Genomic DNA, 25,902 nt, shown 5'->3' with positions numbered 1-25,902 from the left:
CTGCATATCGCTGCGGCGATCCGAGCGGCGGTTGCCGCCACGCGACCTCCGGCGTTGCGGGCACTCCAGATGGTCACGCTTGTTGCCGATGCAACAGGTATAACAATGCCTTACCCTTTTTTTATCCCGCGGCAGACCACCGCAGAGCGAGTCCATGACGGTGCCCTCCCGATTGCTGCAGCAGTGCTTCCAGGAAGCTCGCAACAGCGCTTCAGAACTGATCGCGCGCTGCGTTGACACGGCCATTTCCAGCCTGCAGGCGGCCGAGAAGACGTCGAAGGAGGTCAAGCAGCGCGACCGGCTTGCCCTGGCCTGGTGGGGGTTGCTGCAAAACAAGATTCACTGGGGCGCCTCTTTCCCGCAGCACCTGCATGAAGCGCTCGAGGCAGCGCCCGAAATGCAGACCTCTCGCCCCGCGCTGCTCGGCGAGTCGTCGCTGCTCTCTCTGGTGGAAGAAGAAGCCGTCAATGAATCGCTGGAGTCCGCTCGGCTGGTGCACAGCCTGCTTCCGGCTGTGGAGCAGCAGCTGACCGTGCTCGATGCGCTCATAAGCTCAGTGCTGCATTTGCCCAACGTGCAGGCCGAGCGCAATCCCATGCGCCCGTCGGTGTTCGTGCGAGCCCTGCGCGAGACCATGGCCACGGTGGAGCCAGACCCGCAGATGCGAGGCTTGTGGCTGCGCCACATGGGCGAGCCGCTGGGGCGCGAACTTCAAAAGCTTTACGAACGCGTGGCACTCATCCTGCAGCGCGCCAACGTGCGCGAGGCGGGCTACCGCGTGCGCCTGGCCACCGAGGGTGGCCACTCCACCCGCTCGGGCGGGCTGTCCACGCGATCGGGGGTGCTCTCCAGCCGCGTGGGTGAGCTGGGTGCCCACTCCGGCGGCTCGGGTGCCAGCCACTGGCAGGATCTCAATGGGCCAGTAAGCCTGCCCAACCGGCCTTCCTGGGCGATGGCCGAGAGCCTGCCACCCATGCCTGAGCTGGCGCGCATGAACACCCGCGTCGACCACGAGGTGTTTCACGAGTTCCTGAGCCACGGCGGCAGCCATTTCGACCAGCCGCTCACCCACGATTACTACGATCAGGTGAGCGAAGAGCTCGCCGCCATCGAAGCGTTTGCCGCCATCCCGGTGCTCGACGAGTCGATGATCCTGGAGCAGAGCACCCGCTACCGCGACCTGCCCGTGGTGGACCGGCCGGCGCGCGAGGTGGGCACCGCGAGCCAGCTCAGCCGCAAGGCATGGGGCGAGTTCGCCGCTGCCCATGAGCGCGCGCGCGTGCTCATGCACCTCAAGCAGAAGGCGCAGCGCGTGGCTCAGGCGGTGGGCCTGGACCTGGTGCGCACGCTGGTGGCCCAGGTGGCCAGCGATCCTTTGCTGCTCGCGCCGGTGCGCGAAGCCGTGGTGGCGCTGGAACCCGCGCTGCTTCGCCTGGCACTGGGCAACCCGCGCTTCTTCAACGAAGACAACCACCCGGGGCGCCGCCTGCTCGAGGGCGTGGCGCAACGCAGCTTCAAGTACAACGACGAATTTTCCAGCGAGTTCGAAGCCTTCTTCCTGCCGGTGCAGAAGGCCTTCAACGACCTCAACGCCAACGGCAGCAGCGAGCCCGAACCCTTTGCCCAGGTGCTCAACCGGCTGAAGGCAGCATGGGAAGAGGAAGACCGGCAAGAGTTGCTGGTGCAGGACCCGGGCCTGCAGTCCATCCGGTATGCCGAAGAACGCCAGGCTCTGGCCGACCAGATCGCCTGGGACCTCAGCCAGCGCCCGGATGTGGACAACGCGCCCGGCGTCATTCTCGACTTTCTCTACGGCCCGTGGGCGCTCGTGATCGCCTCGGCCCAGCTCAACGACACCGAGTCCCAGGCGGATCCGGGTGGCTACCGCAAGACGGTGTCCAACCTGCTGTGGAGCGTGAAGAAAGAGGTCACGCTCAAACGGCCCAAGGAACTGTTCGCCATCATCCCCGGCATGCTCGCCAAGCTGCATGCCGGCCTGGAGATGCTGGGCAAGACACGCGAAGAAACCAAACCTTTTTTCGACGCGCTGATGCGCCTGCACCAGCCGGTGCTGGGTCTGCGCCGCGCCCGAATTCGCAACGACGCGATCAACTCCGATCCGGTGCCGCTGGATGCCGCTGCCTCGGAAATCCCGAGCTCCATGTCCATGGAGCTCGACGAAACCCTGCCGGCCACGCCGGAGCAGCGCAAGCCCAAGCCCAAGGCGCAACCTTGGCTGGGCCAGCGCGAACTGGAGGCCGCAGGTTTCGAGGACACGCTCCCCACCGACTACGGCGAACTGGTAGAGCCTGTGCGCACCGAGCCTGCCGAGAGCGGGCTCGATGCCGAGGCCGAAGTGATCGGGTTGAGCGAACAAGAAAGCACCGACCTCAACGCTGCGGCCATTCTTTCGGGTCTGCGCGAAGGCGACTGGGTCGACCTTTTCTCTCGCCGCGAATGGCTGCGTGCGCAACTCATCTGGGCCAGCAGCAAAGGCACGCTGTTCATGTTTGTGAGCCGGGGCGGGCGCCCGCACTCCATGACCAAACGCAGCTGCGAACGCCTCATTGCCAACCGGCTGCTGCGCCCGATCGACGCGCAAGGCGTGGTGAAGAAGGCGCTGAAAGCGATGCAGAAGGCGGACCCCGCCTCCGCATCGCGACCCGCAGAGTCGGCCACCGCCTGAAGGCTGATCACCGGCCCGAGTTCCAGCGGCGCAGCACGATCTGCGTACCCGTGGCCGGGAAAAACTGTCCCCAGCCCAGCACCGCATTGCCGCTCGCGTTCATGGCCAGCGACGGGTTGTATGAAGGATCAGGGTACGGCTCGACCACCTCTGCAGCAGACCAGCCCGTGGCCGGTGTGAGGCGCGAGACGGTCAGGTTGCTGCCCACCGGCTCCACCCAGGCGACCATGGCGCCACCGGCGTCGTCCATGCCGATCACTGGCAGGCTGTCCCACGGCCCGCTGCCCGCATTGCGCAGCGTGGCCGGGCTGCCGAAAGCCACCGCTTGCGGAGCGGCGCTGGCAACGCGCAGCGAGTTGTCGAAATCTCCCCACGCCACCACCGCCGCACCGCCTGCGTTCATTTGCAGCACCGGTGTGCTGACGAAGCCTTGTGTGTTGGGCACGGCGGTGGCCACGGTGCTCACGCCGCTCTGCCAGCTGCCGCCGGTGAAGCGCTTGAACCAGATCGCGTTGTTGCCGGCGCCGCCTGCGATGTCGAGCTGGCCCCAGACCAGCATGCCGTTGCCCGTGCTGTCCAGCGCAAGGTCGTGCCGCGAGATGGTCTGAGTCGCGCCGGCATCGGCCACGATCTGGCTGGCCGTTCCCCAGCCGGCACCGAGCGTGAAGCGGTTGCCCCAGAGGTCACCGCCGCCACCCGAGCGCTTCCACACCGCCAGCGCATCGCCGGTGGGCGTCACTGCCACGATCGGATCGCCATCCACGCTGCCCACCACTTCGTTGGTCTCGATCAGCAGCGGCGAGCTCCAGCCGCCGCCGGGCGAGTACCGGTTGGCGTAGATGCTGAAGCGCGTCGCCGGGCCGATCTGCGACCAGACCGCCACCGCATTGCCGTTCACATCCACGCCCACGCTGCTCACGCCCACCTGGCCCGCGCTGCTCTCCACCAGCGAAGCGGTGCCCCAGCCCGTCACCGGGTCCAGGGGGCGCGAGTGGAGGTCCACCGTCGGGCCGGTCTGGATCCACACCAGCATGCCGCGTCCCGTGGTGGCATCCACCGACAACCGCAGTTCGCTCACGTTGCCGGCGTTGGATTCCAGCCGCTCCGGCGCAGACCAGGCACCACCAGCCACCGAGCGGCTGCTCCACACGTGGTGCTCGCTGGTGCCGGCATTCAGCTGGCGCCACACGGCGGTGGCCCGGCCTGCATCGTCGATGGCCACCACTGGTGTGGCCGCGCCTGCGCCAGCCAGCCGCACCAGTTCACCCCAGCTTCCCTGGGCGGTTTGTGCCCGGAACGCGGCGGCCACGGCGCGCGCCGCGCTCATCGTCACGTCGCAGGTGAGCGCCTGGCTGCGGCAGGCGCCACTCCAGCCGTCGAACACCTGACCAGCGGCTGGCGTGGCCGTCAGCGTGACCAGCGTGCCGGCGCCGTACTGCGCCTCGCAGGTGCTGCCGCAATTGATGCCTGCAGGCGACGACGTGACACCCCCGCTGCCGGTGCGCGCAACCGACAGGCCGAAGCGGCTGGCGGTGGTGGGCGTGAACGTGGCGGTGGCGGAGCGCGCCTGGGTCATCGCCACGGTGCAGGTGAGGGCAGCACCGCTGCACGCGCCGCTCCAGCTCGCCAGTTGCTGGCCAGCGGCCGGCGTGGCCGTGAGCGTGACCGAGCTGCCGGTGACGAAGGGCGCGCCACAAGCGTCGCTGCAATCCAGACCTGCGGGCAGTGAACTCACCGCGCCGCTGCCCACCACGATCACGTCGAGCCTGCTGCTGCCGGGGGCGGGCGTCGTGCCATCGCCGCTTGTGCCTCCGCAGGCCGACAGCACGGCCGCTACCGACACCAGCACGGACATCAGTCCGATCGTTCCATGCAATTTCATTCATCTGCTCCAGGGTTGTAGGTGGGGCGGATGCTAGGAACGAACGCCTGCGGGCTCCATAGCACCTTCGGGCATTGCGATGCGCACACGCATCACCTGCCCGAAGGTGCTGTTCCGCAGTGCGGCGGTCCTGCCTAGGATGGGTTCGCGGCAATTGCTGCCGCCTCGCGCCCCGGCATTTCGGTGCGCGAGCAACCCTCTTCATCACAGGAGCTTCCATGCCATCACCCAGACTCTGGGTACCTGCCCTTGCCGCACTGCTCACCGCCGGTTGCGCCTCGATTGCCGTGACCGACGAGGCCATCGTCGATCGCACCGCGTTTGCCCTCAACCTGGACAAAGACGCCTTCACCGTGAGCAACCGCGTCAACGACGGCACCACCACGCGCTACGCCGTGCGCACGAAGACCGGCCAGGAGTTCAACTGCTTCGTGGGGGGATCCATCAGCGTGCTGGGGCGCTCGGTTTCGGAAGCGATCTGCAGCCGCAAGGGTGCGCCGCCCGCGCGCAACCCGCTGTTGCGCTGAGGGGATCAGGCCGCTGGCTGCGCGTGGTTGCTGGCGAACACCTGCCCGAGGAACGCGCGCAGCTGCACCGGCCGCACAGGCTTGACCATCACCGTCAGGCCCGATTCCTGCGCCAGCCGCATGTGGGCGCTGCCGGCATCGCCCGTCACCATCACCGCGGGCACCTCTTCAGCCAGCAGCGCGCGCACATCGCGCAGCGCATCGATGCCGCTGGCGCCATCGGGCAGGCGCAGGTCCACCACCAGCGCATCGGGCTTGAAGCCTGCGCGCAGGCGCGCCAGGCTGGTCGCCACATCGGCCGTGGCCTGCACCTCGCACCCCCATGAACGAAGCAGGCCCGCCAGTGCGGTGCGCGAATCGGCGTCGTCCTCGATCACCAGCACCCGGTGGCCGGGCAGCAGGGCGCCGGCAGACGGTCCGGCATCCGGGGTACCTGCCACCGCCCCACTCATCGGCACACACTTGAGCTTCAGCGAGAACACGCTGCCCTTGCCGGGTGCCGACCGCATCACCGACACATCGAGCGACAGCAGATCGCTCAGCCGCTTCACAGTGGCCAGGCCCAGCCCGAGGCCCTGGTGGCGGTCCCGGGCCGGGTTGCCCACCTGGTAGAACTCTTCAAAGATCCGCGGGAGATCCTCTTCGTCAATGCCGATGCCGGTGTCCTCCACGTCGAGCCATACATGGCCTGCGTCGCTCGTCAGCGCGCACGCGATGCGCACCGAGCCCTGGTCCGTGTAGCGGATGGCATTGGAGGCGAGGTTGGTCAGCACACGGGCGAGCAAGGCGCGGTCGCTGTGCACGGCGATCTGGGGCACATCGATTTCCAGCCGCAGGCCTTTGGCCAGCGCCAGCGGCTCGTGCGGCCGAGAACACTCCCGCACCAGCTCGTCCAGCAGGAAAGTCGACCATTGCGGTGTCACGTTGCCCACGTCGAGCCGGGTGATCTCCAGCAGATCGTCGATCACTTGCGTCATGCCTTCCACGCACTCCACCAGATGGGCCGACACGGCAGGCACATCCACCGCCTGGCCGCTTTCCACCAGCGTTTGCGACAGCAGCCGCATGGCGTGCAGAGGTTGTCGCAAATCATGGTTGGCCGCTGCGAAGAACCGGGTGCGAGAAGCGTTTGCCTCTTCGGCGGCGTTGCGCGCGGTCTCGCTGCGTTCGTTTTCCCGCTGCAGCGCAAGGATGAGTTCTTCGTTGCGCTGGCGCTGGACGTGAATCTCGCGCAGGGCCACCGACTGGTTGCGCCCGCTCACCAGGGCGTAAATGCCGATCAGGAACACCAGGAACGCCAGCAGCGCGTGGTGCGCGCTGCCGGTCCAGAGGTCGCGCAGGATCAGCGGGGCCAGCACCAGGCCCACGTGGGCCACCAGCGTGAGGCGAAAGCCCGGCAGGCGCACCGCGCCCCCCATGGCAATGGCCACCAGCGTGATGTGCAGGATCGACTCCGCCTGCGGGCTGCCGGGCGTGAGAAGCACCACGCTGAGCACGCCCCATTGGGCCGCATGCAGCAGCGTGCTGGCGAGCCACCAGCGAATGAGCGTCATCGAGCGCGGCGTGCGGTACACGAGCACGGCTGTGATGAGCCGCAGCGTGGCGATGGCACAGAAGGTGGCCAGCCACCAGTCAAGCCCCGAACCGGGATACGACTCGTTGAACTGAAAATAGCAGATCAACGCGCCCAGTGTGCTCAGCGTCCAGGCCACCGGGGTGGTGCGCACCAGCCGGTCGATCTGGTCGATCTCCAGCGCGGTCGGGGCGGGGGCAGGGCGCTGCGCTTCCATTCAGACCAGGCCCGATTCGCGCGCCAGCACCAGCAGGTGGGTGCGGTTGCGCGCACCCAGCGCGTCCAGCAGCGCCGTCACATGCAGCTTCACGGTGCGCTCGGCAATGCCCAGCTCGTGGGCGATCTGCTTGTTCTGCTGGCCCCGCGCAATCAGCAACAGCACCTCCAGCTGGCGCGCCGTAGGTCCCGGCGCAGCGGGTGCGGCGTTGTGCATCTGCGTGCCAGCGGGCCTGTGCGACGGGAAATGCTCGCCGCCGCCAATGATCTTTTCCAGCGCGGCCAGGATGTCCGCAATGGGCAGCGACTTGCCCAGGAAGCCGGCGGCGCCCGCGGTGCGTGCCTGCGTCTGCAGGTGCTGGTCTTCCTGGCCCGAGATCAGCACCCGTGCCACCAGCGGGTGGTGCGCGCCGAATCGTCGCAGCCCGGCCAGCCCGTCGTCGCCGGCCAGCCGGTAGTCGATCAGCACCACGTCCAGCTCGCTCCAGGTTCGCGCCAGTTCCAGCCCCTGCTCCAGGTGCAACACCGCCCGGGCATCGATGCCCGGGCGCAGGTGGGTGAGGGCGTGAACGAACCCGACGCCAAACATCGGGTGGTCATCGATCAGGAGGAGGTTCATGGGCGCACCGATTCTGACCCGGACCTGCACTTTTGGGCACTGCCCGAAGGGGCAGGTCGAGGTTTTACGGGAATATGCCCACCCGGGCGCGTCAGCATCCTCCTACAGCATCCGTCGCCCTGCACCGACAAGCCGCTACAGGCGCCGCTGGGATCATGCATTGAAGCGCAGAACATCGAGGAGCACCCCATGAACCGCATGAACACCTACCTGGCCAGCCGCAGAGACGACTCTTGGCAGAGCTACTTTTCCCACCTGTGGATCTGGCTGTCGGCGGCGGCGGCAGGGCTGTTGTTGATGTGGTTCATCTCGGTGCTCAACGACGTCACCGAGCGCGGCGAGCAGCGCCGCACGCAGCAGCGCACATCGGGCAAGCTGCTGCTGCCCGATGAAATGCGGGCGCGAGGCGTTGCGGCGGGCACCCCTGCGCTGACTGCAAACGCGGGGAGCGTGGCTCTGCGCTGAGCCGCTTCCGACGGAGGTTCTTTGCGCGCTGGCGCAGCGCTTCTAAACTTGGCCTCCCTGTGTGAACTTAAGGAGATGGCCCATGTCGACCCCCACGAATGCCCTGAACTGGTTCGAGATCCACGCCCTGGATTTCAAACGCGCCCAGAGTTTTTATGCAACGGTGCTGGGCCGACCGGTGGAGTCCATGTCCATGGGCCCCGTCACCATGGGAATGCTGTCTTCCGACCAGCAGGGCGTGGGTGGTGCCATCGTTCATGGCGATGGCATGGCGCCTTCCCAGCAAGGCACGCTGGTCTACCTGAACGGAGGCGATGATCTGGCGGTGATGCTGGCCAGGGTGGAAGGCGCCGGTGGAAAGATCGCCGTGCCCAAGACCGAGATCGGCAACGGCTTCGGTTTCTTCGCGCACTTCATCGACACCGAGGGCAACAAGGTGGGGTTGCATTCGATGGGCTGAACCAATGCGGACGGATGAATCCACCAGCCCGCTGGAGCTGATCACCCAATGGGCCCAGGCGATCTGCTTTCGGTAAATTCATTCTCTTCAACGAGCGACTCCCTACAATTGGAGTTCCCTGGAAAGAACCGTCATGGCTGCCGCCATGAAGGGCTTTCATCCTTGCAACCGAATGTGGTGAAGATGAACAAGCCTTTCATTTCGCTGTGTCCCGAGATCACTCGGGCAAACGCGCTGACTCTAATGGACTGGTTGGAGGACGAGTGCGTTACCCGCCACTTGAGCGATTCTCGCCATGTGTCCCGTTTCATCGAGCAGGTCATTGGTCGGGTCCAGTTGCCGATCCTGACTCATCTGTTCAACCAGGGCGGCCGGTTTTTCATGGCCTGCGATCGGCATGACGTTCCAGTGGGGTTCGTCCGTCTTGTCAGGACGGGACGGGACTGTGAGATGGTCCTGGTCATCGGCAACCGCGACAACTGGGGCCGCAAGCTCGGAGCCACCGCTATCTCCGAAGCCATGAAGCTTGCGTTCTTCGACATGCGGGCCGAGAACCTCATCGCAAAGATTCACGCGGAGAACGAGCGTTCGTTGAAGGCTTTCCAGAACTCCGGCTTCCTGCTTGAAAGCCAAACGCCTTCCCTCAAGACCTTTGCCATGACTTCGGAGCGCTATCTCCGGCTCTTGCGCGAAAGCCCTGCTGGTCACCGCTCCAGTATCTACATCACCGAGATCGACAAGGCCCGGCTCAGGAGTCTGATCGAGCTTGAGCAGCCACCGGCCATTTTTGAACTGGAACACGAGATCGAGCGAGCCATCGTCGTCGATCCGCGGAAAGTGACGCGGGATGTTGTCACCATGAACTCCAGAGCCTTGCTGCAGCTGGACGACGAGGAAGTGGAAGTGGCCTTGGTCTATCCTCAGGACGCGGATGGCAGTGACGGGAAGCTGTCGGTCTGCTCCAGCGTCGGCGCCGCCATCCTGGGCTACAAGGAGGGCGATGCCTTCGACTGGCGGATTCCAGACCGCACCTGCCGTATTCGGATCGGGAAGGTGCTCTACCAGCCGGAAGCTGCGGGCGATTTCCACTTGTAGGTTCGCACGCTGCACCAAAGCTTCAGATCGCTCAGGAGAACTCCCGTACCGACTGAACCGCGAAGCCTCACAACTGGACAGCGCCAGATAACCCTGGGCGAGCCCGCCGCCGTTGCCGCACGCTTGGCAGCGGAGTACCATCGATTGGCATCAGGGTTAGACCTGCCGGACCAGGCCGGTGCATGCCACTTGCTCGGCGTCGATGCCTGCGGGTACCGCTCTCCTTTCTTTTTGAGGACACACAGTGAACCACCGCACCGCGCTTGCATCGCTGCTGACTCTTGCGCTGTCCACCGCTGCGCTCGCGCAGGAGATGGCTGCGCCCGCCTACGCCCTCGGCGACCGTTGGAGCTACCGCGACACCGACCTGCTGACGAAGAAGGAGACCGGCCGCCTGACCGAGTTCGTCACTGCGGCCGATGCCGCTGAGTACTGGATAGACTCGCAGCGGGGATCGCACACGATCTGGCGCGGCGACAGCGCCAGGCTCGTGCACCGCGAGCAGTTCCTGTTCGACGAAACCGCGCCAAACAAGCGGGGCAAGACGATTGCCACCAACGACGCAGGCTGCGCCTACCCCTGGCCCCTCAAGGTCGGCAGCAAGTGGGCATGTACCGAAGGGGTGACCTTTCCCAACGGCTGGAAGCTTCGTTACGAGCTGAAGTTCACGGTGGCGGCGGCAGAGAACGTGGAGACGCCCGCCGGCCGCTTCGACACGCTGCGCCTGGAAGCCGAAGGCTTTGCCACCAACGACACCAACAGCACCGTCAGCGGGCACGAGCGGGTCATCTGGGTTGCGCCAGCGGTCAAGCGCGAGGTCAAGCATGAGATTCGCACGCGGCTGCGCAATGGGCAGTTGTTCCGCGTGGAAGGGCGTGAACTCACGGAGTTCAAGGCCGGCTCGGGAGGGTAGGCACCGCGGTTCAGACCGCGCTGCGGTGCCGCTCGATACACGTCTTCAACACCTCGTCGCGGTCCCGCTTCCACCAGTTTCCGGTGGAGAAGATTTCCACTTCGCTGAAGCCTTCGTATCCCTGCTCTTCGACCCAGCCGCGAATGCGCGGGATGTCGATCACGCCGTCGCCCATCATGCCGCGGTCGTTGAGCAGATCGTTGGTGGGGGTGAGCCAGTCGCACACGTGAAAGGCCAGCAGGCGGCTCTTGCCGGCGCGCTGAATCTGCGCTTGCAGTTTCGGATCCCACCACACGTGGTACACGTCCAGCGCTACGCCAAGTGCGCCGCTTTTGTCGGGGTCCAGCAGGTCGCAGAGGTCGAGCGCGTGTTCCATGGTGTTCACGCAGGCGCGGTCGGCGGCGTACATGGGGTGCAGAGGTTCGATGGCCAGGGGCATGCCGTTGGCCTTCGCGTAGCCGAGCAGTTCACCAATGCCGTCCTGCACTTGCTGGCGCGAGAGGGCGATGTCCTTGTGGGCGGCCTGGCCTGCGAGTGCGCCGGGCAGGGCACCTACCACGAGCACGAGGCAGGTGGCGTTGAGTTCGCAGGCTTCGTCCACGGCGCGGCGGTTGTCGTCGTGCGCTGCTTTCAGACCGGCCGCGTCGGCGGCGGGGAACATGCCGCCACGGCAGTAGCCTGAGAGCTTCAGTCCGTGGGTTTTCACGAGGCTGCTGATGGTGTTAAAGCCGCTGGCGGCTACCTGGTCGCGCCAGGGCGAGATGGCCTGAATGCCATGGCGCGCGCAGGCTTCGATGATGTCGGTGAGCGGCTGTTCCTGGCCATGGCTCTTGCGCACCGTGGCGGTGTTGATGGAGAGCCAGCGGTGGTCCTGGGAGAAGTCGCGCATCAATCCACTCCGTGCAGCGCCATCAGCGCGTTCATTCTTTGCACGGCCAGCTCGGGTTGCTCCAGCAGGTTCGCCGCATCGGCGAGGCGGAAGAGTTCGGCGAAGTGGGGCAGGGAGCGGGTGCTCTGCTGGCCGCCGACCATGGTGAAGTGGCTCTGGTGGCCGTTGAGCCATGCCATGAAGACCACGCCGGTTTTGTAGAAGCGGGTTGGCGCGGCAAAGATGTGGCGCGAAAGCGGCACGGTGGGGCCGAGGATGTCGTGGAACTTCTGCAGATTGCCTTTTGCCAGCTCGCCCAGAGCGGCGCTGGCAGCGGGCGCGATGGCGTCGAAGATGCCCAGCAGTGCATCGCTCTGGCCGTGCGCTATTTCTTTGCCCCAGCCGTCGCCGGCGATGAGTTCGGCGTAATTGAAGTCGTCTCCGGTGTACATGCGCACGCCAGCCGGCAGGCGGCGTCGCATGGCGATTTCCTTGGTCTTGTCGAGCAGTGAGATCTTGATGCCGTCCACCTTGTCGGGGTGCGCGGCGATCACGGCCAGCGCGGTGTCCATGGCCTTGTCGGTGTCGTCGCTGCCCCAGTAGCCTTTCAGCGCAGGGTCGAACATGTCGCCCAGCCAGTGCAGCACCACGGGCTGTTTCGCCTGGCTGAGGATGCGGTCGTACACGCGCTCGTAGTCGGCCGGGCTTCTGGCCACTCGGGCCAGTGCGCGGCTGGCCATCACGATCAGCTTGCCGCCAAGTTTCTCGATGGCGGCCATCTGCTCTTCGTAGCCGGCAATCACCTCGTCGACCGTCTTCACGTTCTCCAGCACCAGGTGGTCTGTGCCGCAGCCGGAGGCCACCAGCGCACCGGGCACGTCCTTCGCGGCGTCGAGCGAGCGACGGATGAGTTCGAGCGAGGTCGGCCAGTCCAGCCCCATGCCGCGCTGCGCGGTGTCCATGGCCTCGGCCACGCCCAGGCCGAGCGACCACAAACGCTGCCGGTAGGCGATGGTGGCGTCCCAGTCCACTGCGCACTGCAGCCAGGGGTCGATGGCGGCCAGCGGATCGGCCACCACGTGGGCGGCAGAGTAGGCGATGCGGTTGAACTTCAAGCCCGCCGCAGGCTTCACCGGGGTGGTGCCGCGCAGCGTGTAGGCCTCGATGCTTCCTGAGGCGTTGGGGAGTTTCAGGGAAAGAGCCATGGCATCACACCTCGAGAGGTTTCACATCGACCCAGCGGCGTTCCTTCCAGCTCTGCAGCGCCACCTCCACCAGCTGCACGCCTTTGGCCCCTTCGGGGAGCGTCCATTTGTAGGGCTCGTTCTCCACCACGTGGCGGATGAAATGTTCCCACTGGATCTTGAAGCCGTTGTCGTAGACCTGCGTGTCGGGCACGTCCTGCCACTGCTCGGAAAAATTCATGGTGTTCTTGACATCCGGGTTCCACACCGGGCGGGGCGTGTTCACGCGGCTCTGGGCCTTGCAGCCGGTCAGTGTGGCCACGGCGGAGCCATGCGTGCCGTCGACGTGAAACGTCACCAGGTCTTCGCGGTTCACGCGCGTGACCCAGCTCATGTTGATCTGCGCGATCACCGGCTCGCCGTTGTGGCCGGTCAGTTCCGCGGTGGCGTAGGCGGCGTCGTCGGCGGTGCACTCGTAGGGCTTGCCGTCTTCGTCCCAGCGCTTGGGGATGTGCGTGGTGCCCAGGCAAGAGACCGATTTCACCTCACCGAACAGGTTGTCCAGCACGTAGCGCCAGTGGCACATCATGTCCAGAATCATGCCGCCGCCGTCTTCCTGCCGGTAGTTCCAGCTGGGCCGCTGAATGGGCTGCAGGTCGCCCTCGAACACCCAGTAGCCGAACTCCAGGCGCACGCTGAGCATGCGGCCGAAGAAACCGGCGCGGCGCAGCATGTCGAGCTTGCGCAGGCCGGGCAGGAAGAGCTTGTCCTGCACCGCGCCATGCTTCAGCCCCGAGGCTTCTGCCAGGCGCGCAATCTCCACCGCTTCGTTGAGGTTGGTGGCAATGGGCTTCTCGCAGTACACGTGCTTGCCTGCGCGGATCGCCTTGGCCAGCAGGGTGGGGCGCATCTGCGTGGTGCCGGCATCGAAGAACACCGTGTCGTCCTTGTTCGCCAGCGCCGCATCGAGGTCGGTGCCCCAGCGCGCAATGCCATGGGCTTTGGCCAGGGCCTCCATCTTCTCTGCGTTGCGGCCAATCAGGATGGGATCGGGCATGACCTTGTCGCCATTGGAAAGCGTCACGCCGCCCTGCGCACGAATGGCGCAGATGGAGCGGATCAGGTGCTGGTTCATGCCCATGCGACCGGTCACGCCGTGCATGATGAGGCCGAGTTTTCTGGTTGCCATGTTGGGGGTCTCCGTGAAGGCGGGGGGTGATGTCAGTGGATGGCCTGCAGGCTGTGCCACAGCGGTGCTGCTGCACTGGCAAAGCCGGTGGTGTGCAGGGAATTCAGGTCAATCTGGCCGTGGTGCACCGCGAGGTGCGGTCGGCCGGTGGTGTCGGTCTCGTAGAAGCCGGCATGTGCAGCCGCAAAAGCTTCGGCCTCTGCAGCCGGCGCCATGCCAAAGCCGTCCACATAGTGGTGCCCGTTGCGCTCGATGTGCCGCACGCCGAGGCTGGCGGCCAGCAAGGTGTCCTGCTGCACGGCAAGGCCGGCCTGGCAGGTCAGGTCTTCGCCGGAGAGCAGCAGTCGCGGATCGCTTGCGATGCGGTGGGCGCTGGCCAGCGAGCGGTAGATGCCTTTGCAGGCCTTGCTGGAGATGCCCCGGTAGCCCAACGCCAGGCCCTGCTCGAATGCGCCCGGGTGGTCGTCCGATTCGTCCAGGATCACGGGCACGCCGATCGGCAGCGAGGCGATGGATTCGCGCAGCGCCACGGCGCGCGCCAGAGGTTGTTCGAGCAGCAGCGTGCGGCGCAGCAGGTCGGCCAGCGGCGCGCTGGCCTGCAGCGTGCGCCAGTACATGCCGAGCGAGGTGGCGTCCGCAAAGGTTTCATTGCCATCCAGCGTGGCCCGGTAGTCCACACCCAGGCGTTGCAGCACGGCGGCGATGCGCGTGAGGCGATCGAGGTCGGCCTCGATCTGCCCGCTGAGCTTGAGCTTGAAATGGTGCAGCCCGTGGCGGCGGATGGCGGACTCCAGCGTGGCGGGCAGGCCGTCCTGCGGATCGGGGCCGGGCTCGTCGTCGGTCAGGCGGTCGGCCAGCCCCACGGTGTGGCGCAGCACCACGTGGGCGGGTCGTGTGATGTCGAGCCGCTGGCTCCACGGATCACCCAGCACGCCGGCGCTCAGGCCGTCCACCCACGAAAGGCCGGCGGCGCGCAAGGTGGCATCGGCCACGGCCTTGTCCAACAGCGCGGGGCCGAATTGCGCGGCCAGGCGCGGCAGGCCACGCGCCACCGAAACGCCCAGGGCGGCCTCGCCCGCGCCCTGCGAATGGGCGTACGGCGTCATGGTGTCGCTGGTGGCCAGGAACGCGTCGCGCGCATTGCGCAACGACTCACGCAGTTGCTCGAAATTCTGCTCGTGCGTGAGCGAGGGTGATTTGTCGAACCACTTGGGCACCATCAGCTCGGCGCTGGCGCCCTCGAAGCTTCTGCCGCCCACCTCCACCCGCACGCGAGCAAAGGCTTGCGGGCACTGCGTGACGGTGGCCGCGCCGAAGCGGAACGGCAGGCGCAGCGTGACATGGCGCTCGAACAGCAGCACCTCGGAGATGCGAAGGGATGCAGCGCTCATGAAAGTTGTTTCCAGAGATCGCGCACGTGGCGCGCTGAAGCCTCGGCACAGGCCGGACCATCGGGCAGGTATTCAAACGGCTCTACCGCCATCCAGCCGGCGTAGCGCTGTTCCTTCAGCACCTGCAGCACCGGGCGTTGATCGGTCTCGCCCTGGCCGGGGCCGCGCCGGTTGCGGTCGTTGAGCTGCACGTGGGCGATGTGGCCGCTGGCGAGAAAGCGGCGCAGCACTTCGTGCACCGGTTCGCTTTCGCTGTGCGAGGCCGCGCTCACATCGAGCATGGTGCGCAGCGCAGGCGAGCCCACGCGGTCGACCAGCGCGGCGGCTTCGGCCACGGTGTTGATCACGGGGGTTTCGAAGCGGCCCAGCGGTTCGAGGCAATACACGACGCCAGCGGCCTGTGCGTGGGGTGCGAGTTCGGCCAGTGCGGCTTCCAGCCGCAAGGTGGCATCGGCCACGCTCTGGCCGGGTGCCGGCGAGCGTTGTTTCGGCGAGCCGTGCACCAGCACCTTGGCTCCGCAGGTGGCGGTGAATTCGATCAGGCGGCGCAACAGATCAAGCGTGCGGCGCAGCAGGGTCATGTCGTCGGTGACGAGTGAAAGCCCCTCGGGTTTCACCAGCAGCCAGTGCAGGCTGGAGATCTCCAGGCCATGGCTGTGCGCGGTGCCGCGCACCTGGTGGGCCGCGGCCGCGTCAAGCGCTTCGGTGTCGGCAGTCAGCGTGAAGGGCGCGATCTCCAGCGCGTCGTAGCCCATGCGCGCGGCGGCCTGGCATTGCGCGTCCAGCGGCAGCGGCAGCAGAACCTCGTTGCACAACGAAAGCCTCATGTCACCACCTTGCTCGAGGGTCGGCGGCGATACAGCGACCACAGCTTCCAGGCAATGGTGGCGAAGATCATGGCCGCCACCGTGCCGGCAATGGGGCGCGTGAAGAAGGGGGAGAGGTCGCCATCCGACAGGATCAGCGCGCGGCGCAGGTTCTTTTCCAGCAAGTCGCCCAGCACAATGCCCAGCACCAGTGGCGCCATGGGGTAGCCGAAATGCCGCAGGAAGAAGCCGATGAGGCCGAAGGCCAGCATCACGTACACGTCGAACAGGCGACCGGCGATGGCGAAGCTGCCAACCGCGCAGAGCACGAAGATGATGGGCACGATGAGGTGCTGGGGCACGCGCAGCACCTGCACCAGTGCCTTGGTGAGCACGAGGCCGTAGATGAGGATGCCGATGGTGGCGAACAGCATCATGGCCACCACGTCGTACACAAACTGCGGGTTCTCCACCATGATCAGCGGGCCAGGCTTGACGCCGTGAATGATCATGGCAGCCATCAGCACCGCAGCCGGGGCCGAACCGGGAATGGCCAGCGTGAGCACGGGAATCATGGCGCCGGGCACACAGGCGTTGTCACCCGTCTCGGCGGCCATGAGTCCTTCCACCGAGCCCTTGCCGTACTTCTCTTTTTCCTTGCTGGCGCGCTTGGCCGCAGCGTAGGAAGACCAGGCCGCCACGTCTTCTCCCACCCCGGGCACGATGCCCACGCCGGTGCCGATGAGGCCCGAACGCAGGATGGTGCGCCAGTACTGCGCCACGTCGCGCAGTTTGGGAATCACGGTGTCGAATGCGCTGATCTTCACTGGCGCCTGCCGGTTGCGCATGGCCGTGAGCAGCTCGGCAAATCCGAATGCGCCCACCAGCGCGGGCACCAGCTGGATGCCGCCGGCCAGATCGCGCACGCCCCAGGCAAAGCGCTCGTAGCCGTACTGCGGTTCCTGGCCGATGGTGGCGATGAAGAGGCCCGCGATGCCGGCGATCCAGCCCTTGAGCGGATCGTCACCCGTGAGAGTGCCGGCGATGATCACACCGAACAGCGCCAGCCAGAAGAATTCGTAGGCGCCGAACTTCAGCGCCAGGCCGCCGAGCACCGGGGTGAAGGCCGCAAGAAAGAACATGCCGATCAGCGTGCCCATGACCGAGCCGGTGGTGGCGATGCCCATGGCGCGACCGGCCATGCCCTGGCGGGCGAGCTGGTAGCCATCGAGGCAAGAGGCGGCCGAGGCCGGTGTGCCCGGAATGTTGAGCAGGATCGCCGAGCGCGATCCGCCGTAGATGGAACCCACGTAGGTGCAGATCAGGATCAGCAGCGCCTGTTCGGGTGGCAGCTTGATCGTGAGCGTGGTCATCAGGGCCAGCGACATGGTGGCCGTCAGGCCGGGCAGGGCGCCCATGACCACGCCGACGAGCGAGGCGAGCAAGGCGAAGAAGATCGTCTCGGGCGTGCCGAAACGAACGATCGATTGGCCGAAGAGAAACAGTCCGTCGAACATGGGCAGAGATCAGGGGAGGCGGACGAGGAAGACGTACTGGAACACCAGGGTCACGACCGCAGAGGTGAGGACGCCGGCGAGCAGGGACACGGTGACGCGGCGCACCAGTGGCTGGTCGTCGGGTGCGAAACTGGCCACGAACGCGGTGACGAACAGGGCTGTGACCAGCCAGAACGGTGCGCGCCCGATCAGAAGGCCCGCATACACCAGGCTGAGCACCATGGTGATGGCGATGCGCCGGTTGAAAACCCGCACGGCCTCATCGTCCGATGCCGATTCGCGAAGCTTGCGGCGCCAGCCTCGCAGCATGAGCACCAGGCCCAGCAGGCCCACCACGCTGCCCAGCATGCCGGGCACGAAGCCCGGCATGGTGTAGAGCACCGCGCCCATGGCCTCGTAGCGGTCCATGCGCAAAGACTCCCCCAGGATCAGCAGGCCAAAGCCTGCCCACGCCGCGCCGCCCCAAAGGTCGGAGCGGGCGGTTGTTCCGCCCTCGGTCATGTGATGTCCCGTTGCGTGAGGTCAGGGCTTGGGAATGCCCACGGTGTCGGGCGACACCTTGGCCTTGCCGGCGGCCTGCTGGGTCCAGGCGTAAGACTGGATGGCCGGGAACACCGCCTTCTGCGCATCGTCACCCGCCATCGGGGCGAACATGGCGCCGCGCGCCTGCGCGTACTTCTTCAAGGCATCGCTTTTGGACATCTCGGTCGCCCAGATCCTGTCCAGCGTCTGCTTCACTTCGGGTGGCGCAGCCTTGGGTACGAAGATGCCGAAGTAGTTGATCGGATCCTTGAAGCCGGGGATGAACTGCGACAGCGGCGGGATGGTGCCGAAGCCTTCGATCTCGATCGACTTGTCGCCCACCACCGCCAGCGGGCGGATCTTCTTGGCGCGGATCATGTCGGTCTGCTCGGCGGCCAGCTGCGTGGTCACTTGCGTTTCGCCAGAGGCGGCGGCCACCGCAGCGGGCGCGCCGCCGTCGTAGGTGACGTGCTTGTAGGTGACGCCCGCGGCGCGAGAGAGCGCCTCGATGGCCGAGTGGCCGCTGGAGTTCACGCCGGCGGTGGCCACCGAAATGCTGTTCGGGTTGGCCTTCATGGCCGCCAGCAGCTCGGGCATGGTCTTGTAGGGCGTGTCGGCGTTGACGCCCACCACGGCGATGTGCGCCACGTTCAGGTACAGGTTCCAGTCGCTGGCCGAGGTGTCGAGCATGCCCAGCACCTTGTAGGTGCCGAGGTCCTTGGCGCCGCCGGCGGTCCAGGTGTAGCCGTCGGCCGGCGCGGCCATGGCGTTCTTGGTGCCCACCGAGCCCGAAGCGCCGGGCTGGTTCATGATGACGATCTTCTGCCCCAGGTGCTTCTCCAGTTCCGCGGCGGTCACGCGCGACACCTGGTCGGTGGAGCCACCCGGCGCCCACGGCACGATCAGCGTGATCGGGCGGTCGGGCTTCCACTGGGCGAGGGCGCTGGTCGAGGCCACGGCCAGCAGGGAAGTGATCAACAGGCGGCGAAAGGGCAGGACGGTCTTCATGCGTTGTCTCCAAGTTTAATTCACTGACTGGTGAATCGTAGGAGGCGCGAATTCCAGCGTCAAGACGCCCGATCGCTCAGCTTCTAAGGACATACCCTAGGATCACGTCGCACATGTGCGAGAGCCGCTCGCTGTGCGCCTTGGGCGTCATCAGGTCGCGGCCAAAGATGGCCGAGAGCGTGTGGTTGTTGGAGAGGTAGAAGTAGGACAGACCGGCGATCGACACATAGAGCTGGACCGGGTCGATGCCGCCGCGAAACGTGCCTTCCACCCTGCCGCGCTCCAGCACCTCGCCCAGGGTGGCCACGAGCGGGGAGTTGAGCTGGCGCGCCCGTTCCGATTGCTGGAGATGGCGCGCGCGGTGCAGGTTGGCGCTGTTGAGCAGGGTGAGGAACTCCGGGTGCTCCAGGTAGTAGTTCCAGGTGAACTCCACCAGACGGCGCACCGCGGTTTCGGGCTTCAGGTGCAGCAGGTTGAGCTCACGCTCCTGCTCCCGGATGTCGCGATAAACCTGCTCCAGAACGGCCTGGAACAGCTTTTCCTTGTCCTCGAAATAGTAGTAGATGAGGCGCTTGTTCAGCCCCGCGCGCTCGGCGATGCGGTCCATGCGCGCACCACCCAGGCCGTGCTCCGAGAACTCGTCTCTCGCGGCCATCAGGATGGTATTCTGAGATCGGTCGGCGTCGCGCAGACGCTCTTCCAGCAGGGGTGTGGGTGCAGAGCTCATGCCGTAATAATTCACCAATGGGTTAATAAAGTCAATCGCATGCCCCAGATCGCCGGACACCTGCTCGTTGAATGCCTGATCGCTCAAGGTGTCACGCACGCCTTTGGCGTTCCAGGTGAAAGTTACCTCGCCGTGCTCGACGGCTTCCATGCCCACGCCGAACGCATTCGCTTCGTGACCAACCGCCAGGAAGGCGGAGCGGCCTTCATGGCCGAAGCACAGGGCAAGCTCACCGGGCGCCCCGGCGTGTGCTTCGTGACGCGCGGACCAGGCGCCACCAACGCTTCCATTGGCGTGCACACCGCGTTCCAGGATTCCACCCCCATGGTGCTGTTCGTGGGCGACGTGGCCAGCGACGCGCGCGACCGCGAGGCCTTTCAGGAGGTGGACTATGCCTCCTTCTTCGGTCCGTCCACACGCGGCATGGCCAAGCGCGTGGAGCGCATCGACGACGCCCGCCGCATTCCCGAGTACGTGGCGCGCGCATTTGCCACCGCCATGAATGGGCGACCAGGGCCCGTGGTGCTGGTGCTGCCTGAAGACATGCTGACGCAGAAGGTGGACGCGACGCCGCTTCCCCGCGTGGAGCCGGTGCAGGCCTGGAGCGACCCGGGTTCGCTGCGCGAACTGCGCACGCTTTTGCTGGCCAGCCAGCGCCCCATGATCATTGCCGGGGGCGGCGGCTGGACACCGCTGGCCGCCGCCGCGCTGCAGCGCTTTGCCGAAAACTGGCAACTGCCGGTGACCAATGCCTTCCGCTTCCAGGACACCTTCGACAACCACCATGCGCTCTACGCCGGCGACGTGGGTCTGGGCATCAACCCCGCACTCGCAAAGCGGGTGCGCGAGAGCGATCTGCTGATTGCCCTCGGTCCGCGCCTGGGCGAGTCCACCACGGGTGGCTACACGCTGATCGAGGCACCACTGCCCAAGCAGAAGCTGGTGCATGTGCACGCCAGCGCCGAAGAGCTGGGCCGCGTGTACCAGCCCACGCTGGGGATCAACGCCACCATGAACGCCGCGGCGCGCAGCCTGGAGGTGCTGACTGCGCCGCCCGAACTGCCGTGGGCCTCATGGGCGCAGGCTTGCCATGCCGACTACCTGGCCAACATCGACCCCGCCAACGGTGGCGTGGTGCTGCCCGGCACGATCGACATGCCGGCGATCATTCACACACTGCAGCAGCACTTGCCGGCCGACGCGGTGCTCACCAACGGCGCGGGCAACTTCGCGAGCTGGCTGCACCGCTTCTTCCGCTACCACGGCCTCGCCAAGGGTCACAAGACACAGCTCGCACCCACCAACGGCGCCATGGGCTACGGCGTGCCGGCGGGCATCGGTGCGGCCATCCTCACTGGGCGTACGGCGTTCACCATCGCGGGCGACGGGGACTTCCTCATGAACGGCCAGGAGCTGGCCACGGCCGCGCAGCATGGCGCGAAGAGCATCGTGCTGCTGCTCAACAACGGCAGCTTCGGCACCATCCGCATGCACCAGGAGCGCGAATACCCGGCGCGCGAAAGCGGATCAGGCCTGGCCAACCCGGACTTCTGTGCGCTCGCCCGTGCGTATGGCTACGCGGCCGAGCGCATCACCCACACGGCAGAGTTCGAACCCGCGCTTCAGCGCGCCCTGGCAGCGCCCGGCGGCAGCGTGATCGAGATGATGATCGATGTGGACGTGATCACCACGCGCGGCACGCTGAGCGCCATCCGGCAGAACGCCCTGCGCTCCGCGTAGACATGTGAATACATCACAAACCACGGGGCACCCGCACACACCCTGAGCACCACCCGCCTGCCTAGACTGAGCCATCCATCAACAAGGGGATCGGCATGTGGCAGGCAACTGAAGCGGCTTGGAACGGCGGCACCGAGGCAATGCCGGAAAAACCCGGTGCTCGGCCCCAGGTGGGACAGCAGGTGCTCATGCGGGTGTTCGACGAGATCGACTACGGCATGCTCGTGATTGATTCCCAGGGTCGCATCCTCCATGCGAACCACCTCGCGCGGCACGAGCTGGCGAGCGGGCGCGTGATCATGTCGTATGGCAACAGCTTGCTCGGCAGCAACGCTGGCTTCACGGCCCAGATCCAGCAGGCCATGGAAGCTTCTTTCCGGGGCCAGCGGCGCTTGCTGCTGATGGCGCAGGGTGAGCGTGAGCTCTCCATGGCCTTCACCCCGCTGAGCCATCCGCTCGAGGCAGACCCGCCTTCCGTGCTGGTGTTGCTGTCTCGCCAGAACACTTGCGACAACCTGGCAGTTCGCATGTTTGCCCGCACGCTCAACCTGAGCCCGAGCGAGGAATCGGTGCTCATGGGGTTGTGCCGTGGCCTGGCCATTCCGGAAATCGCGAAGCAGCACGGCGTGGCGCAGTCCACCGTGCGCAGCCAGATCAAGACGCTGCGCGAGAAGGCCGGAGCGCCCAGCATCCGCCGGCTGCTGCACCGCGTCAACAGCTTGCCGCCGGTGGTGCCCGCCTTGCGCATCATCACGCCGATGCCGCACAATGCCACGGAGTTTTCCCACCCGTGAGCCCGGATGCCCGCCCCCGCCGTTGCCCTGACCCAATCCCCCAGTTCCCACCACATTGAAGCCCTGGCCGCCCTCGGTGTAGCGCGGCGCTACCGGCGCGGGGCTCTGCTGATCCAGGAGGGCGAAACCGGCGACACGCTCTACATCGTGCTGCAGGGCCGACTGCGCGCTTTCGTGGCCGACAACCAGGGCCGCGAACTTACCCTGGGCATGTACGGACCGCTTGAGTATGTGGGCGAGATGTCGCTCGATGGCGGCCCACGCTCGGCGAATGTGGAAGCCGCCGAGGCAACCACCTGCGCGGTGGTGTCCCGTGCCACGCTGCTGGAATACATCGCCGCACAACCCGAGTTCGCGCTGGAACTCATGGCCCGGCTCATCCGCCGCGCCCGCCTGGCCACCGACAGCGCGCGCAGCGTGGCGCTGATCGATGTGTACGGGCGCCTGGTTCGCCTGCTCAACGAAATGGCGCGCGCGCCCGACGAGCACGGCGAGCGCTGCCTGAGCGAGCGCCTGACGCACCAGCAGATGGCGCAACACCTGGCCTGTTCTCGGGAGATGGTGAGCCGCTTGTTGAAAGACCTGGAGACCGGTGGCTACATCGCCGTGCGCGACCGCTGGATCTGGCTCATCAAACCGCTGCCAGCGCGCTGGTGAGCTTCAGAGGTTGTTGAGCAGGTCGCGCGCCAGTTGCGGCGACGATGAACTCGTGCCCGCAAGGCGCACCACACTTCCGCTCAGGCTGCCCGCGCCCAGCACGCCCCACAGCGCTGGGTTGTCGTCGCTGGGGTACAGCGTGTCGGGCACTTTCTTCACGTAGGGTCGCTGTGGCCGGCCTGCGTCCGGATCGGGGCGACGCGGCGAGTAGAGCGCAAATTGACCACTGGGTGATGCATGCCGCCGTGTGCCGCCCGCGCTCACGGTGCGCATGCCGGTGGAGAGGCTGTTGTAAGTGCCGCTGCGCCGGATCGGCGTGGGATTGGCGGGGTTGTCGACGAACGCGCCAATGTTGCCGCTGTTGTCGTACCTGGCGTCTTCCAGATACGACTGTCGTGCCCCCGTGGACACCCCCAGTGCCACGTCGTCGCGCTCGATGTAGGCATCCCACACCACCGGCTTGTTGCCTGCCTTGGTGAGGGTGACCTGCCACACGCCGAAGGGCGCGGTGGCCTTGTCCGGTTTATCGCTGAAAGTGGGTGCGAGCGCGAGCAGGGCGCAGGTGCCACGACGACCCAGCGCAGAACGCTCAGGAAAAATCAGGCCGCACCGCGGGCGCCCCGCTTCATCGAGCCACAGGCCCGATTCGCCCATGCCTCGCTCTGGCAGCGCCGGGCGGCCACCCGGCGGCGTCACGCAGATGCGCACACCCTCCGCGCCTTCGGGCAGCCAGATCTCCAGAAAACTCTGGGTGCGGTCGTCGGGCTGCACGCACCAGTGCAGGTGCTGCGGCTTGTTGCGCAATTCGTCGTTGGCGTGCGTTCGGCTCTGGTAGGCATTGCCCGCGGGCACCGCGATCCGCAGGCGCCCGGCGTACAGCTCGATGAGCTGGTCCATCGCTGCCTCCAGGATCGAGCTGCCATCGTGAGGCCCGGCCAGCGTGCCCCAGCTGATGTTGACGACCACCTGAGCGCCGGGTGCGCAGCGCGCCAGGATGTACATCAACCCATCCAGCACGCTCACATTCATGGCGCCGCCCGAGGTGTCGAGCACGTTGGACCAATCCAGCTTGACCGCCAGGATGTCGCAGCGGCTGGCTTCGTCGTCCCTGGGATGCAGCAGCGTGCCCGCGCCACAGGCCTGGCTGGTCACGTGCGTGCCATGGTTCACCGGCTTGCTCAGATCCCACAGCTGCAGGTGCCGGTAGAGCGCGTCTTCGTCGAGCTGGTGGTGACGCGTGTAGAAGGCCATGGCGTTGTCGATGGCGGCGCCAGAGAGTTCGTGGCCGTAACCCATGTCGCGCGGCGTGGGGCCCGCGCGTGCCGGGTCGAGCGGCTTTCGATGGCGTGGTTCGTTGCCCGGCCAGTTGCCATTCTGGTAAGCGTCCTGCCGCCAGAAGTGCTTCACCCGCGTGCGGCCATGGCCGTCCAGAAAGGCGCTGTTGGCCACCGCCAGCCCGCCGTCGATCACGCCCAGCACGGGGCCGGCGAGGAGGTGCCCGGGTGCTATGGGGTGGCCACCGTGTGTGCAGGGATCGATGATGGCGTTGGCATGTTCGTCCACCGGCAAACCGAGTTCAAGGCGTTTGATCAGGCCGCGCAGATGGGCGTTTTCGCGCAGGCGCTCGAAGAAACGAGGCTTCACGCGCGCACTGCAGAAGCGCAGCGCGGGCACGCTCAGGTACACGCGAGGAATCTGCAGCCAGGCGGTGGACGATGCCGCCACCAGCGCCGGTACGTCGGCGCCAACCGCAAGCTCGATCACCAGGGGCAGCCACTTCGGCGGCTTGTGGCCACGGCCCCGCCGGTAGCCCGCAAAGTGGTCGGCCTCGGCCCAGGCCAGATACGGGTCCTGCCCGTTGATGGCACCCGGCGCGCTCCAGTGAATGCCGGTGAAGACACCCGTGGGGAGCGGTGTCCAGTTCATTTCCACTCCTTGCGCGCTTCCTCCCAGAGCCAGTTCAACAAGGGCGCGTTGCCCACGGCGACCGTGCTGGCTGAGCGTGTGTACGCATGGCCGTGCGTGTGGTCCATCGACTGGTGCAGGCTGAAGTCCAGCGCGGCGCCATCGGCGCCTTCAAACAAGCGGCCGTCGAACCTACGTTCGTGCACGCGCGCACCGGTGGCGCGCGCCACCAGAAACTCGGCCAGCGCTGTGCCCAGCAGCCGACCCACCGCACTGTCCACCGGGAAGTGAAGGCCGGCCACCACACGGTTGGTGGCGATGCGCGCGGCCAGGCGCTGGAGCTGCTCGTGGCAGAGGGATCCGTTGGGAGGGCTGCCCGCGCCTGGTGCGGCGTCCATCAGCAGCTCGAGCAGCACCGCCACCGCGAAGGCCTCGGTGGCGTGCCCGCTGGGCCAGCTGCCGTGTCCCGGTGTCTCGATCATGGGTTGAATCTGCGGCGAGAACTGCACCGGGCGGATGATGGCAAAGATGTGCTTGAAACGCATCTCCACCAGCACGCATAGCGAAAACACCAGGTCGATCAGTTGCAGCGTTTTCTTGTGGCGGTGCGCTGTGAGGCCCGCCACGGCCGACCAGAACTCGATGGGTGGTGCCTTCTGGTCCACGATCTCGGCGGCGCGATCGGCGCGAAGATCGGCGTAGGCCGCCACCAGGTCGAGCTGCTTCTGGAACTGCGCCTTGGTGGGGGCGCGCAGTCGCACCAGTGTCTTGCGCTGCAGGGTGCTGGCTTGCAGGTTTGCGAACTCCAGCGATGCGTCCTTCGGCCCGGATCGCGTCTTGAAAAGCAGGCCTTCGACCAATTCGCTGAACACCGCCTCATGGCGCGGCCCGTCGGCCCAGAGCGCAAGATTGCCGGGTTGATTGAAACCAGGTTCGTTCACGTTCAGCACCGCACCACGGAACGGCCCGACGATGGCGGCACGGCTGAGGATCAGGGCGTCGGCGGAAACCACCGCACTGCTCATGCCACTGCTCATGCCGCTGCTCATGCCACTGCTCATACCGCTGCTCATGCCGCTGCTCATGCCGCTGCTCATGCCACTGCTCATGCCGCTGCTCATGCCACTGCTCATGCCACTGCTCATGTTTTCCTCCTTA

General features: G+C 66.4%; 23 protein-coding genes. 9 read left to right on the top strand and 14 right to left on the bottom strand.

Going from position 1 to position 25,902, the window contains the following annotated elements:
• The first annotated feature begins 154 nt into the window (after positions 1-154).
• Entirely contained in the window at positions 155-2,686 is a 2,532-nt protein-coding gene (locus CAP37_RS10190; protein ID WP_086124055.1) for a DUF1631 family protein, read from the top strand.
• 7 nt (positions 2,687-2,693) lie between these two features.
• On the opposite strand, the gene CAP37_RS10185 is transcribed toward CAP37_RS10190, so the two are convergent.
• On the bottom strand, positions 2,694-4,568 hold the full coding sequence (locus tag CAP37_RS10185) for a hypothetical protein (RefSeq protein ID WP_143435925.1): 1,875 nt from the start codon (positions 4,566-4,568) through the stop codon (positions 2,694-2,696).
• Positions 4,569-4,786: 218 nt separating this feature from the next.
• Here CAP37_RS10185 and CAP37_RS10180 point away from each other — a divergent pair, with 218 nt between their 5' ends.
• The gene (locus tag CAP37_RS10180) at positions 4,787-5,095 is read left to right on the top strand and encodes a hypothetical protein (protein ID WP_086124053.1); all 309 of its coding nucleotides are present in this window, start codon (positions 4,787-4,789) and stop codon (positions 5,093-5,095) included.
• 5 nt (positions 5,096-5,100) lie between these two features.
• On the opposite strand, the gene CAP37_RS10175 is transcribed toward CAP37_RS10180, so the two are convergent.
• Both CAP37_RS10175 and CAP37_RS10170 read right to left on the bottom strand, forming a co-directional pair.
• Positions 5,101-6,885: a hybrid sensor histidine kinase/response regulator gene (locus CAP37_RS10175; protein WP_086124052.1), complete on the bottom strand. Its 1,785-nt coding sequence runs from the start codon at positions 6,883-6,885 to the stop codon at positions 5,101-5,103.
• Entirely contained in the window at positions 6,886-7,503 is a 618-nt protein-coding gene (locus tag CAP37_RS10170; RefSeq protein ID WP_086124051.1) for a response regulator transcription factor, read from the bottom strand. It abuts the gene before it with no gap.
• A 189-nt stretch (positions 7,504-7,692) separates the two neighbouring features.
• On the opposite strand from CAP37_RS10170, the gene CAP37_RS10165 reads away from it, so the two are divergent.
• From CAP37_RS10165 to CAP37_RS10150, 4 genes are all read left to right on the top strand, one after another.
• The gene (locus CAP37_RS10165) at positions 7,693-7,968 is read left to right on the top strand and encodes a hypothetical protein (protein WP_086124050.1); all 276 of its coding nucleotides are present in this window, start codon (positions 7,693-7,695) and stop codon (positions 7,966-7,968) included.
• Between the two features lie 82 nt (positions 7,969-8,050).
• Entirely contained in the window at positions 8,051-8,428 is a 378-nt protein-coding gene (locus tag CAP37_RS10160) for a VOC family protein (RefSeq protein WP_086124049.1), read from the top strand.
• 183 nt (positions 8,429-8,611) lie between these two features.
• Complete coding sequence (locus CAP37_RS10155) at positions 8,612-9,523, top strand: bifunctional GNAT family N-acetyltransferase/nucleoside diphosphate kinase regulator (protein ID WP_086124926.1); 912 nt, start codon at positions 8,612-8,614, stop codon at positions 9,521-9,523.
• Between the two features lie 244 nt (positions 9,524-9,767).
• Positions 9,768-10,436, top strand: a complete 669-nt coding sequence (locus CAP37_RS10150) for a hypothetical protein (protein WP_086124048.1) — start codon at positions 9,768-9,770, stop codon at positions 10,434-10,436.
• Positions 10,437-10,446: 10 nt separating this feature from the next.
• Here CAP37_RS10150 and CAP37_RS10145 read toward each other — a convergent pair whose 3' ends face one another.
• From CAP37_RS10145 to CAP37_RS10105, 9 genes are all read right to left on the bottom strand, one after another.
• Positions 10,447-11,325 carry a sugar phosphate isomerase/epimerase gene (locus tag CAP37_RS10145; RefSeq protein WP_086124047.1) on the bottom strand — a complete coding sequence of 293 codons (879 nt, stop codon included), beginning with the start codon at positions 11,323-11,325 and terminating at the stop codon, positions 10,447-10,449.
• Positions 11,325-12,509, bottom strand: a complete 1,185-nt coding sequence (locus CAP37_RS10140) for a dihydrodipicolinate synthase family protein (protein WP_086124046.1) — start codon at positions 12,507-12,509, stop codon at positions 11,325-11,327. Before CAP37_RS10140 ends, CAP37_RS10145 begins: the two co-directional genes overlap by 1 nt.
• A gap of 4 nt (positions 12,510-12,513) precedes the next feature.
• On the bottom strand, positions 12,514-13,677 hold the full coding sequence (locus CAP37_RS10135) for a Gfo/Idh/MocA family protein (RefSeq protein ID WP_086124045.1): 1,164 nt from the start codon (positions 13,675-13,677) through the stop codon (positions 12,514-12,516).
• A 32-nt stretch (positions 13,678-13,709) separates the two neighbouring features.
• Positions 13,710-15,068: a hypothetical protein gene (locus tag CAP37_RS10130; RefSeq protein WP_086124044.1), complete on the bottom strand. Its 1,359-nt coding sequence runs from the start codon at positions 15,066-15,068 to the stop codon at positions 13,710-13,712.
• Positions 15,065-15,895: a sugar phosphate isomerase/epimerase gene (locus tag CAP37_RS10125; RefSeq protein ID WP_086124043.1), complete on the bottom strand. Its 831-nt coding sequence runs from the start codon at positions 15,893-15,895 to the stop codon at positions 15,065-15,067. Before CAP37_RS10125 ends, CAP37_RS10130 begins: the two co-directional genes overlap by 4 nt.
• On the bottom strand, positions 15,892-17,391 hold the full coding sequence (locus tag CAP37_RS10120) for a tripartite tricarboxylate transporter permease (protein WP_086124042.1): 1,500 nt from the start codon (positions 17,389-17,391) through the stop codon (positions 15,892-15,894). The genes CAP37_RS10125 and CAP37_RS10120 overlap by 4 nt, the downstream gene beginning before the upstream one ends.
• 9 nt (positions 17,392-17,400) lie before the next feature.
• Positions 17,401-17,892, bottom strand: a complete 492-nt coding sequence (locus tag CAP37_RS10115; RefSeq protein WP_086124041.1) for a tripartite tricarboxylate transporter TctB family protein — start codon at positions 17,890-17,892, stop codon at positions 17,401-17,403.
• A 21-nt stretch (positions 17,893-17,913) separates the two neighbouring features.
• Positions 17,914-18,921, bottom strand: a complete 1,008-nt coding sequence (locus CAP37_RS10110) for a tripartite tricarboxylate transporter substrate binding protein (protein ID WP_086124040.1) — start codon at positions 18,919-18,921, stop codon at positions 17,914-17,916.
• A 76-nt stretch (positions 18,922-18,997) separates the two neighbouring features.
• Positions 18,998-19,648, bottom strand: coding sequence for a TetR/AcrR family transcriptional regulator (locus tag CAP37_RS10105; protein ID WP_086124925.1), 651 nt, complete (start codon positions 19,646-19,648; stop codon positions 18,998-19,000).
• Positions 19,649-19,687: 39 nt separating this feature from the next.
• On the opposite strand from CAP37_RS10105, the gene CAP37_RS10100 reads away from it, so the two are divergent.
• The 3 genes from CAP37_RS10100 (at position 19,688) to CAP37_RS10090 (ending at position 22,839) form a co-directional block, all read left to right on the top strand.
• Positions 19,688-21,388 carry a thiamine pyrophosphate-binding protein gene (locus tag CAP37_RS10100; RefSeq protein WP_086124039.1) on the top strand — a complete coding sequence of 567 codons (1,701 nt, stop codon included), beginning with the start codon at positions 19,688-19,690 and terminating at the stop codon, positions 21,386-21,388.
• A gap of 95 nt (positions 21,389-21,483) precedes the next feature.
• On the top strand, positions 21,484-22,182 hold the full coding sequence (locus tag CAP37_RS10095; protein WP_086124038.1) for a LuxR C-terminal-related transcriptional regulator: 699 nt from the start codon (positions 21,484-21,486) through the stop codon (positions 22,180-22,182).
• A gap of 6 nt (positions 22,183-22,188) precedes the next feature.
• Complete coding sequence (locus CAP37_RS10090) at positions 22,189-22,839, top strand: Crp/Fnr family transcriptional regulator (protein ID WP_086124037.1); 651 nt, start codon at positions 22,189-22,191, stop codon at positions 22,837-22,839.
• Between the two features lie 3 nt (positions 22,840-22,842).
• Here the strand turns inward: CAP37_RS10090 and CAP37_RS10085 are convergent, their stop codons facing one another.
• Both CAP37_RS10085 and CAP37_RS10080 read right to left on the bottom strand, forming a co-directional pair.
• Positions 22,843-24,765, bottom strand: a complete 1,923-nt coding sequence (locus tag CAP37_RS10085) for a S8 family serine peptidase (protein WP_086124036.1) — start codon at positions 24,763-24,765, stop codon at positions 22,843-22,845.
• Complete coding sequence (locus CAP37_RS10080; RefSeq protein ID WP_086124035.1) at positions 24,762-25,889, bottom strand: phosphatase PAP2 family protein; 1,128 nt, start codon at positions 25,887-25,889, stop codon at positions 24,762-24,764. Before CAP37_RS10080 ends, CAP37_RS10085 begins: the two co-directional genes overlap by 4 nt.
• Positions 25,890-25,902 lie beyond the last annotated feature (13 nt).

This window comes from Hydrogenophaga sp. IBVHS1, assembly GCF_002127265.1.
Lineage (GTDB): Bacteria > Pseudomonadota > Gammaproteobacteria > Burkholderiales > Burkholderiaceae_C > Hydrogenophaga.
This window is presented reverse-complemented; position numbering and strand designations above follow the sequence as displayed.

What these genes read in the sequence shown, in the direction of transcription:
- CAP37_RS10175 (WP_086124052.1), bottom strand. Translation starts at nt 6,885, where the DNA reads ATGGAAGCGCAGCGCCCTGCCCCCGCCCCGACCGCGCTGGAGATCGAC.
- CAP37_RS10155 (WP_086124926.1), top strand. Translation starts at nt 8,612, where the DNA reads ATGAACAAGCCTTTCATTTCGCTGTGTCCCGAGATCACTCGGGCAAAC.
- CAP37_RS10095 (WP_086124038.1), top strand. Translation starts at nt 21,484, where the DNA reads ATGTGGCAGGCAACTGAAGCGGCTTGGAACGGCGGCACCGAGGCAATG.
- CAP37_RS10110 (WP_086124040.1), bottom strand. Translation starts at nt 18,921, where the DNA reads ATGAAGACCGTCCTGCCCTTTCGCCGCCTGTTGATCACTTCCCTGCTG.
- CAP37_RS10105 (WP_086124925.1), bottom strand. Translation starts at nt 19,648, where the DNA reads ATGAGCTCTGCACCCACACCCCTGCTGGAAGAGCGTCTGCGCGACGCC.
- CAP37_RS10090 (WP_086124037.1), top strand. Translation starts at nt 22,189, where the DNA reads ATGCCCGCCCCCGCCGTTGCCCTGACCCAATCCCCCAGTTCCCACCAC.
- CAP37_RS10120 (WP_086124042.1), bottom strand. Translation starts at nt 17,391, where the DNA reads ATGTTCGACGGACTGTTTCTCTTCGGCCAATCGATCGTTCGTTTCGGC.
- CAP37_RS10165 (WP_086124050.1), top strand. Translation starts at nt 7,693, where the DNA reads ATGAACCGCATGAACACCTACCTGGCCAGCCGCAGAGACGACTCTTGG.
- CAP37_RS10135 (WP_086124045.1), bottom strand. Translation starts at nt 13,677, where the DNA reads ATGGCAACCAGAAAACTCGGCCTCATCATGCACGGCGTGACCGGTCGC.
- CAP37_RS10180 (WP_086124053.1), top strand. Translation starts at nt 4,787, where the DNA reads ATGCCATCACCCAGACTCTGGGTACCTGCCCTTGCCGCACTGCTCACC.
- CAP37_RS10160 (WP_086124049.1), top strand. Translation starts at nt 8,051, where the DNA reads ATGTCGACCCCCACGAATGCCCTGAACTGGTTCGAGATCCACGCCCTG.
- CAP37_RS10125 (WP_086124043.1), bottom strand. Translation starts at nt 15,895, where the DNA reads ATGAGGCTTTCGTTGTGCAACGAGGTTCTGCTGCCGCTGCCGCTGGAC.
- CAP37_RS10190 (WP_086124055.1), top strand. Translation starts at nt 155, where the DNA reads ATGACGGTGCCCTCCCGATTGCTGCAGCAGTGCTTCCAGGAAGCTCGC.
- CAP37_RS10170 (WP_086124051.1), bottom strand. Translation starts at nt 7,503, where the DNA reads ATGAACCTCCTCCTGATCGATGACCACCCGATGTTTGGCGTCGGGTTC.
- CAP37_RS10100 (WP_086124039.1), top strand. Translation starts at nt 19,688, where the DNA reads ATGCCCCAGATCGCCGGACACCTGCTCGTTGAATGCCTGATCGCTCAA.
- CAP37_RS10145 (WP_086124047.1), bottom strand. Translation starts at nt 11,325, where the DNA reads ATGCGCGACTTCTCCCAGGACCACCGCTGGCTCTCCATCAACACCGCC.
- CAP37_RS10085 (WP_086124036.1), bottom strand. Translation starts at nt 24,765, where the DNA reads ATGAACTGGACACCGCTCCCCACGGGTGTCTTCACCGGCATTCACTGG.
- CAP37_RS10080 (WP_086124035.1), bottom strand. Translation starts at nt 25,889, where the DNA reads ATGAGCAGTGGCATGAGCAGTGGCATGAGCAGCGGCATGAGCAGTGGC.
- CAP37_RS10115 (WP_086124041.1), bottom strand. Translation starts at nt 17,892, where the DNA reads ATGACCGAGGGCGGAACAACCGCCCGCTCCGACCTTTGGGGCGGCGCG.
- CAP37_RS10130 (WP_086124044.1), bottom strand. Translation starts at nt 15,068, where the DNA reads ATGAGCGCTGCATCCCTTCGCATCTCCGAGGTGCTGCTGTTCGAGCGC.
- CAP37_RS10140 (WP_086124046.1), bottom strand. Translation starts at nt 12,509, where the DNA reads ATGGCTCTTTCCCTGAAACTCCCCAACGCCTCAGGAAGCATCGAGGCC.
- CAP37_RS10185 (WP_143435925.1), bottom strand. Translation starts at nt 4,568, where the DNA reads ATGAAATTGCATGGAACGATCGGACTGATGTCCGTGCTGGTGTCGGTA.